Here is a 6,392-nt window from a genome sequence, read left to right as displayed (position 1 = left end):
GGCGACCATGGTCGCCGCCAGCGCGCCGCACAGGGCCAGCACTGAGCCGACCGACAGATCGATACCGGCGGTAAGGATAACCAGCGTCATGCCGACCGCCATGATGGCGTTGACCGAGGTCTGGCGCAGAATATTGAGCAGGTTATCGATGCTAAAAAAGTTGGGATTGAGCGCAGAAACGACACCAATCAGCACCAGCAGGGCGACCAGCGATTTGTTCTCAATCCACCAAGCCTTATTCATAAGACCACGGCGGGGAAGGGATTGGGTTGTCATTGTGCTGCCTCTTGCTCTGCTTGCCACTGTTTACCGACTGCCGCCGCCATCAGTTTCTCCTGATTGGCGTCGCGGCGGTTGAACTCTGCGCTGATGCGCCCTTCGTGCATCACCATGATGCGATCACTCATGCCGAGCACTTCCGGCATCTCGGAGGAGATCAGAATGATACTCATCCCTTCCTGCTTGAACTGGTTGATCAGCTGATAAATTTCCTTTTTAGCCCCCACGTCGACGCCGCGGGTTGGCTCGTCGAGGATCAGCACCTTGGGCCGAGTCAGCAGCCCCTTGGCGATGGCCACCTTCTGCTGGTTGCCGCCGGAGAGCAGTTTGATCAGCTGCTCCTGACTCGGGGTCTTGATGTTGAACAGGCGTACATAGTCGTTCACCGCTTGGCGTTCGGCCTTGCCGTCAATCTTGCCGCCATGCTTGCCATAGGCACAGAACTCGTTGAGAGCGCACAGGCTCATGTTTTCCCGCACTGACAGCTCCAGCACTAGCCCATCGCCTTTGCGATCTTCAGAGATGTAGGCGATGCCTGCCGCCAGACCGTCGGCTGGGCTGCGCGGGACCAACACATGGCCATCCACTGCTAAGCCACCAGCAGTGATAGGACGAGCGCCATAGATAAGCTTCATCAGCTCAGTACGGCCAGATCCCATCAGGCCGCTAAAACCGAGAATTTCTCCCTGATGCAAGGTGAAACTCACCCCGCGCACGCCGGGACCAACCAGATCCTGTACCTGTAGGCTGACAGGGCCGAGTTCGCGCTCAAGGCGTGGATACTGCTCTTCCAGCCGCCGACCGACCATCATCTCGATGATCTTGTCTTCGTCCAGATCGCTGACCGCCTGCTCGCCGATCCACTTACCATCGCGCAGCACGGTGACCCTGTCACAAATCTCGAAGATCTCTTTGAGGCGGTGGGAGATATAGACGATGCCGCAACCTTGCTGACGCAGCTCGCGGATCACCGCAAACAGCTGCTCGGTCTCGGTATCGGTCAGCGCATCGGTGGGTTCATCCATGATGATGACGCTGGCATCAAACGACAGCGCTTTAGCGATCTCCACCATCTGCTGCTCACCGATGGAGAGATGACCAAGGCGGGTATCCGGCCCATGCTTAATCCCCAGTCGTGCCAGTAGGGCGCTGGCCCGCTCGCGCAGCTGTGAGTGGTCAATATTGCCAAAACGGGTGCGCGGCTCGCGACCGAGGAAGATATTGGCGGCGATGGATAGCTCCGGCAGCAGGTTCAGCTCTTGATGGATGATGCTGATCCCCTGATCTTGAGAGTCGCGGGGGCCCTTAAAGTGAACCGGCTGGCCGCGATAACTGATGATGCCCGCATCGGCCTGATAGATGCCAGTCAGCACCTTCATCAGGGTGGATTTACCAGCGCCATTTTCGCCGAGCAGGGCCATGACCTGACCCGGATAGACGTTAAGACCGGCCTCATCAAGGGCCTTAACCCCCGGGAAGGTCTTAACGATCCCAGAGAGCGCCAGAATGGGCGAGGGGGTGGTACTCATAGCAGCTCCCTTAAAAGGCCACACCGGCACAGAGGATCAGGTTGGCGTAGGGGATCACCTCGCCGCTGCGCACCACCGCCTTACTTTGGCGGGTGCGGGTTTTGAACGTCTCGTGCAGGCAGTATTCGATGGTAATGGGTTTGCCTTGGGTGGCGGCATGGGCTTCAAGCTGATCGACCAGCGCCTGATGGGCGGCGGGGCTGATCTGCTTGATCTCGCTCGCCATGATCACCTTCTCCACCACCAGATCGGTGAGCAGGGCGGTCAGTACGGTTGCAAGGCTGGGGGTGCCCGCCATCAACGCAAGATCGATCCGCTCCGGACCTGCCGCAATGGGCAAGCCTGCATCGCAGACGGTGATCTCGTCGGTGTGGCCCATGTGTGCCACTAGGGCACTCAGGGGAGCATTGAGCAGTACGCCTCGTTTCATACAGCACCTCATCAGGCCTTGGCCCGTCAATCTGTGAACCGTTTGGCAACCGGTTACGCAACCGATTGCGTTGTGATGTAACCATAGACGGTTTACCCAGCCAGAGCCACGCTAACACCACGAAAATGTGAAAATGATCCCAAAGGAGGAGCGAACAAAAGCAGGGACGTCAGTAGCTAGGGGGCCAGCAGAGCCCTAACCGCCTGTTATTCATTGTGCAGTTGGTTTTATGGTTAGTTGGCCAGTGCCTTGGCGACTGCGGGGCGGCTCAGCATGCGCTGATAATGATCAGCAACCTTGGGGAATTCATTGAGTTCGACCCCATCGCTTTTCAGCCAGCCAGCGACCACGAACAGATAGATATCCGCCACGCTGAACTGCTCACCCAGCACCCAGGGGCCTGCCAAGTAGTGCCGCTCAATCTGATCAAAGCCATCGCGCATATTGCTGGCGACTTTCTGCTGCATGGCGGCAATGGCCTGTTCGTCATCGGCCCAGCGGCTGCCACGGCGACCGTGGGCATGGGAGACATGCACGGTGGAGGCGAGGAAGCTGTTGACCTCCTGCATGCGGGCCAGCAGGAACGGGTTGTCCAGCGGCGCCAGTTTGGTAGCGGGGAAGCGCTGCGCCACATAGAGCAGCAGGGCCGGGGTCTCGGTCAGGGTGCCCTGCTCGGTGATAAGGGCAGGCACCCGCCCTTTGGGGTTGATGGCAAGATACGCGGGGTCACGCTGCTCCCCTACGGCGAGGTTGAGCTGGCGGGCATTAAACGGGGCATTTGCTTCCAGCAGGGCGATCTGCACGGCCATAGCACAGGTGCCGGGAGCGAAAAAGAGGGTCAGATCGGACATGAATACTCCTGATTGGCTTAGGCCACTTGGGTTTGATGGAGGTCGCTAGCGCCCGCCTAAGAGGCGCAGCATCATGGATTGGCAGTCCCGCGTGAGGCGTTTTTTATAACAGTCTTTCACACATCATATTTGGAATGATTGACGTCGTGAAATATCAGGGGATCAGTCAGCGCTATTCCCCATACAACTTGATCTCCAATACATTGGCAATTGCATGTCCGTTCCAGTGGTATTCCAGATGTGGGGCTTGGTGGATCTTGGTGACCAGACGGGGACGATAGAGCACATAGCAGTTATGACCGCTGTGACGCACAGAACGGTAGTGGATACCGTCCATCCCCTTGGTTTTCTGCTCTTGGGCGAAAGCTTGGGATTGGCCATAGTGGGTCGCGTGATAAAGCGGGGTAGCGAGCAATTCCGTGCTGGTTATATCGACCAGATGGGCGGTGAACTCGGTATAGAGTACCCGCATCTGTATTTTCTGAGCGGGTTCGTTGGTGTAGCCGAATATTCGCTCCTGGTGATAGACCGTCTCTTTGATGGCGGTATCGAGCAGGGGGGCACAGTAGTAACCGCCAAAATCGCCAGTGGTGAATCGGGCTCCTTCTGGGTTGATATGGGTGAAGGCGGCCATCACATAGCTGCTGCCGCTTAGCCCAACCAACCAATCCTCTTTCGCAACCCTAGATAGATCTCCCGCCGCTTCATTCAATCGATCGTTGGTCAGTGACTCAATGGCCCAGACGGCCTCCAGTTCGTCCGCATTGGCTACATCTTCATAGAGGTCGATAGTGGGGTAGCGGCTCGGGATGATCCGATAGGCTCGCTCTTTCTTGAGTTCAATCAGTGGCGGCGCTTGCATTAGGCCATTCCCCCGCGCCAGGCATGCAGGCGGGTGGCTACTTCATACAAATCAGCCACGCGGCCAGTATTCATAATATCCATCGCGCTGCGCCCGGCAAAGAAGGGGTGGCTGTTGGGTTTGCGGACCCAACCGTAGATGCTGTCGTCAGCACTGAACAGCACCCTCAGACACTTATGGATATTGAGGATGTAGCTCATCCGTTCTTGCATATCCATAGTCAGGCGGATCCCACCGTTTGACTCCTTGTATTTGTTCAATGTTGAACGAGATGAGATACCCAGTAGTTTCAGCTGTTCATCGGTATTGCAGTGCCACTTATCCAGGATCCGGAATACCACAGGCAGTGCCTTGCTGGGGTCAACGGCGCCATTTTCCAAAGCGGTTTGTGTCGTATTGGCCATATCTCCTCCTTAATGTAGTCAGTGCCAGACAGCTGTCTGGTGCGTGAAATGTTCACTTGAATTGAGTGTAGAAGAAGTGTCTATATATGTACATATTTATATGTTTATGTACATTATTGGGCGTTGGTGTGCTTGATTTCGGTCACGCAACAACACTCAGGTGATCAGCCACTATCTGGTGTGGTCCGCTTGGAAGATCATCGGGTGATTGCCAAGCGCTGGGGGAGCAGGAAAATGGTTCTCTTGAATGGGGGACGTCGATTATCTCGACCACCTTGGCGGCGACGTCGTAGCGCATCAGGAAGTTAATGAGCGCGTGGGGCTTCTCCACATGTTTGGTCTTGGCAGGGTTGGGATGGCGAGGTTGTCCATCCAGAGCGCGGCCCCCTCTTTTGGATCGCTCATCTCGAGGGGGGACTCCCACTGGATGCTCACTTTTTCAGCTATTCGAACCTGTGGCCAGCAGTGGGCAGGAAAAACGGCTACGAATAGCAGGCCAAACCGCTATACTGTGCCCCCTTATTGGGTTGGATTCGATGTTGGACAGTCAATTGAGTAATAAAATGCGTATCGGTGGCTCCCTTGAACAGACCTTGAATCAAGGTTATCGCCTTGATCTAAAAGGGATAATAAAAGAAGGCTGGCAGCAGACTCGGCGTAGTGGATTTGGTTTGTTGCTGGCGATTGCTGGTGTCATGGCGATCTGGTTCTTGCTTATCAATTTGCTGTTGCAGCCCTATCTCGATGATACCCATGTCAATGTCGCCAAGGTGTTGGGGCTGTTGATCACAGTTATTATGGCCCCGATGACCAGCGCCCTTGATATGCTCGGGTTGCAGCAGTCGGTCGGGGTGCGTGCCCGCGCCAGCCAGGTGTTTGATTTCTTCCGCCATTTTGTTCGGTTGGGCTCATTGAGTTTGCTGGGCAGTTTGCTAACTAGCCTATTTGGCCCACTGTTTGATCTATTCGGTTTACCCCCTATGTTGGCACTGATCCCCTCAGCCCTGATCGGTATGGGGCTGCTCTTTACCGTGCCCTTGGTGTTAGAGCGTGGCCTGACCCCACCCCAAGCCATTGTGGTCTCGCTGAAGATTTGCCTACGTGGTTTGCCCAGCATTGTGCTGTTTCATGGGGTAATGGCGGTGCTGCTTTTTATCGCCTTGATCCCGATGGGGCTGGGACTTATCTGGCTGGCGCCACTCTATTTCAACAGCAAAGGGATCCTCTATCGTGATCTTTGCGGGGTGGCGGTCGAGGTAAAGGATGTAAGTGAAGGCCCTAACCATTTCACTGCCTGATAAGGAGTTTGAATGATCCGCCGATATGCCATGCCCCCGCTGATGCTAGCGATGTCGTTAGCGCCCAGCGTTGGCCGCGCCGAGCCCACGCCCACGCTGACGCTGCAATACAGTACCTTTTTCAGCCAGATGAAGACTTTCGCCAAGGGGGAGTTTGGCCACGCCAGACTGGGTTTTTATCTGACCGATCCGCAACATGGCCAGCGCTGTGGCCTGACCTTTGCGCGGGTTGCGACCGACAGTAAGGAAGTGGCGGGCGAGGTGACGGTAGACAGCGAACTGCGATTGCCTTTTGATGAGGATCTCAACCTCGACAAAGGGGTCGTCACTGTGGGTTTGCAGGAAGAGCACGTTACCTGCGACATGACGGTACAGGTGATGGCGGATGCGCCAGCAGGAGGCGATATGCCGCTGACGGAACTGGTGGCCCGCCAGCAGCAGATGCAGCAACTGCTTGATAAGATGGCTGGCATGGTGGGCAAATACTTCTTGCCGGACATGGTAGGGGTTCGCATCGCCATGATTGCACCAGAGGGGCGTGCCTATCTGGTGGAGGGCGCCCGCCAGATCCCGATTGATTGGCAGGCAGGGCAACTGCAGATCAGCGCGCAGCAGCTGGCAGATTTCGCAACTGGTACCCTGCGCGTGCCGGGGGAACCCCTGCGGGTCACGCCTTGGTTACGTAAGGACTGAGCGGCGGTTTGGTAACCTGACGGGCGATCAACCCAAGTAAAAAGGA

At 56.3% G+C, this 6,392-nt stretch carries 8 protein-coding genes; 2 read left to right on the top strand and 6 right to left on the bottom strand.

The window, feature by feature from the left end; translation table 11 throughout:
* From CUC53_RS08490 to CUC53_RS08465, 6 genes are all read right to left on the bottom strand, one after another.
* Positions 1-276, bottom strand: a 276-nt coding sequence (locus CUC53_RS08490; protein ID WP_420808053.1) for an ABC transporter permease subunit, incomplete at its 3' end; no start/stop codon positions are given.
* Positions 273-1,808, bottom strand: coding sequence for a ribose ABC transporter ATP-binding protein RbsA (rbsA, locus tag CUC53_RS08485; protein WP_100293754.1), 1,536 nt, complete (start codon positions 1,806-1,808; stop codon positions 273-275). The genes CUC53_RS08490 and rbsA, both read right to left, overlap by 4 nt.
* A 10-nt stretch (positions 1,809-1,818) precedes the next feature.
* Positions 1,819-2,238, bottom strand: coding sequence for a D-ribose pyranase (gene rbsD / locus CUC53_RS08480; RefSeq protein ID WP_100293753.1), 420 nt, complete (start codon positions 2,236-2,238; stop codon positions 1,819-1,821).
* A 233-nt stretch (positions 2,239-2,471) separates the two neighbouring features.
* Positions 2,472-3,089 (bottom strand): glutathione S-transferase family protein, encoded by a 618-nt coding sequence (locus CUC53_RS08475; protein WP_100293752.1) that lies wholly within the window; start codon positions 3,087-3,089, stop codon positions 2,472-2,474.
* Positions 3,090-3,261: 172 nt separating this feature from the next.
* On the bottom strand, positions 3,262-3,951 hold the full coding sequence (locus CUC53_RS08470) for an RES family NAD+ phosphorylase (RefSeq protein WP_100293751.1): 690 nt from the start codon (positions 3,949-3,951) through the stop codon (positions 3,262-3,264).
* The gene (locus CUC53_RS08465; RefSeq protein WP_100293750.1) at positions 3,951-4,355 is read right to left on the bottom strand and encodes an MbcA/ParS/Xre antitoxin family protein; all 405 of its coding nucleotides are present in this window, start codon (positions 4,353-4,355) and stop codon (positions 3,951-3,953) included. Before CUC53_RS08465 ends, CUC53_RS08470 begins: the two co-directional genes overlap by 1 nt.
* A 563-nt stretch (positions 4,356-4,918) precedes the next feature.
* On the opposite strand from CUC53_RS08465, the gene CUC53_RS08455 reads away from it, so the two are divergent.
* Positions 4,919-5,653, top strand: coding sequence for a DUF2189 domain-containing protein (locus tag CUC53_RS08455; RefSeq protein WP_167386721.1), 735 nt, complete (start codon positions 4,919-4,921; stop codon positions 5,651-5,653).
* A 12-nt stretch (positions 5,654-5,665) separates the two neighbouring features.
* Positions 5,666-6,346, top strand: a complete 681-nt coding sequence (locus CUC53_RS08450; RefSeq protein WP_100293747.1) for a DUF2987 domain-containing protein — start codon at positions 5,666-5,668, stop codon at positions 6,344-6,346.
* The last annotated feature ends 46 nt before the right edge of the window (positions 6,347-6,392 follow it).

This window comes from Aeromonas cavernicola, assembly GCF_002795305.1.
Classification (GTDB): Bacteria; Pseudomonadota; Gammaproteobacteria; order Enterobacterales; family Aeromonadaceae; genus Aeromonas; species Aeromonas cavernicola.
The sequence above is the reverse complement of the archived record's forward strand: the minus strand, read 5'-3'. Positions and strand labels throughout refer to the sequence as shown.

Excerpts from the sequence above, each read along its gene's own strand:
- rbsD (WP_100293753.1), bottom strand. The coding sequence starts at position 2,238 with ATGAAACGAGGCGTACTGCTCAATGCTCCCCTGAGTGCCCTAGTGGCA.
- CUC53_RS08450 (WP_100293747.1), top strand. The coding sequence starts at position 5,666 with ATGATCCGCCGATATGCCATGCCCCCGCTGATGCTAGCGATGTCGTTA.
- CUC53_RS08470 (WP_100293751.1), bottom strand. The coding sequence starts at position 3,951 with ATGCAAGCGCCGCCACTGATTGAACTCAAGAAAGAGCGAGCCTATCGG.
- CUC53_RS08465 (WP_100293750.1), bottom strand. The coding sequence starts at position 4,355 with ATGGCCAATACGACACAAACCGCTTTGGAAAATGGCGCCGTTGACCCC.
- CUC53_RS08455 (WP_167386721.1), top strand. The coding sequence starts at position 4,919 with ATGCGTATCGGTGGCTCCCTTGAACAGACCTTGAATCAAGGTTATCGC.
- CUC53_RS08475 (WP_100293752.1), bottom strand. The coding sequence starts at position 3,089 with ATGTCCGATCTGACCCTCTTTTTCGCTCCCGGCACCTGTGCTATGGCC.
- rbsA (WP_100293754.1), bottom strand. The coding sequence starts at position 1,808 with ATGAGTACCACCCCCTCGCCCATTCTGGCGCTCTCTGGGATCGTTAAG.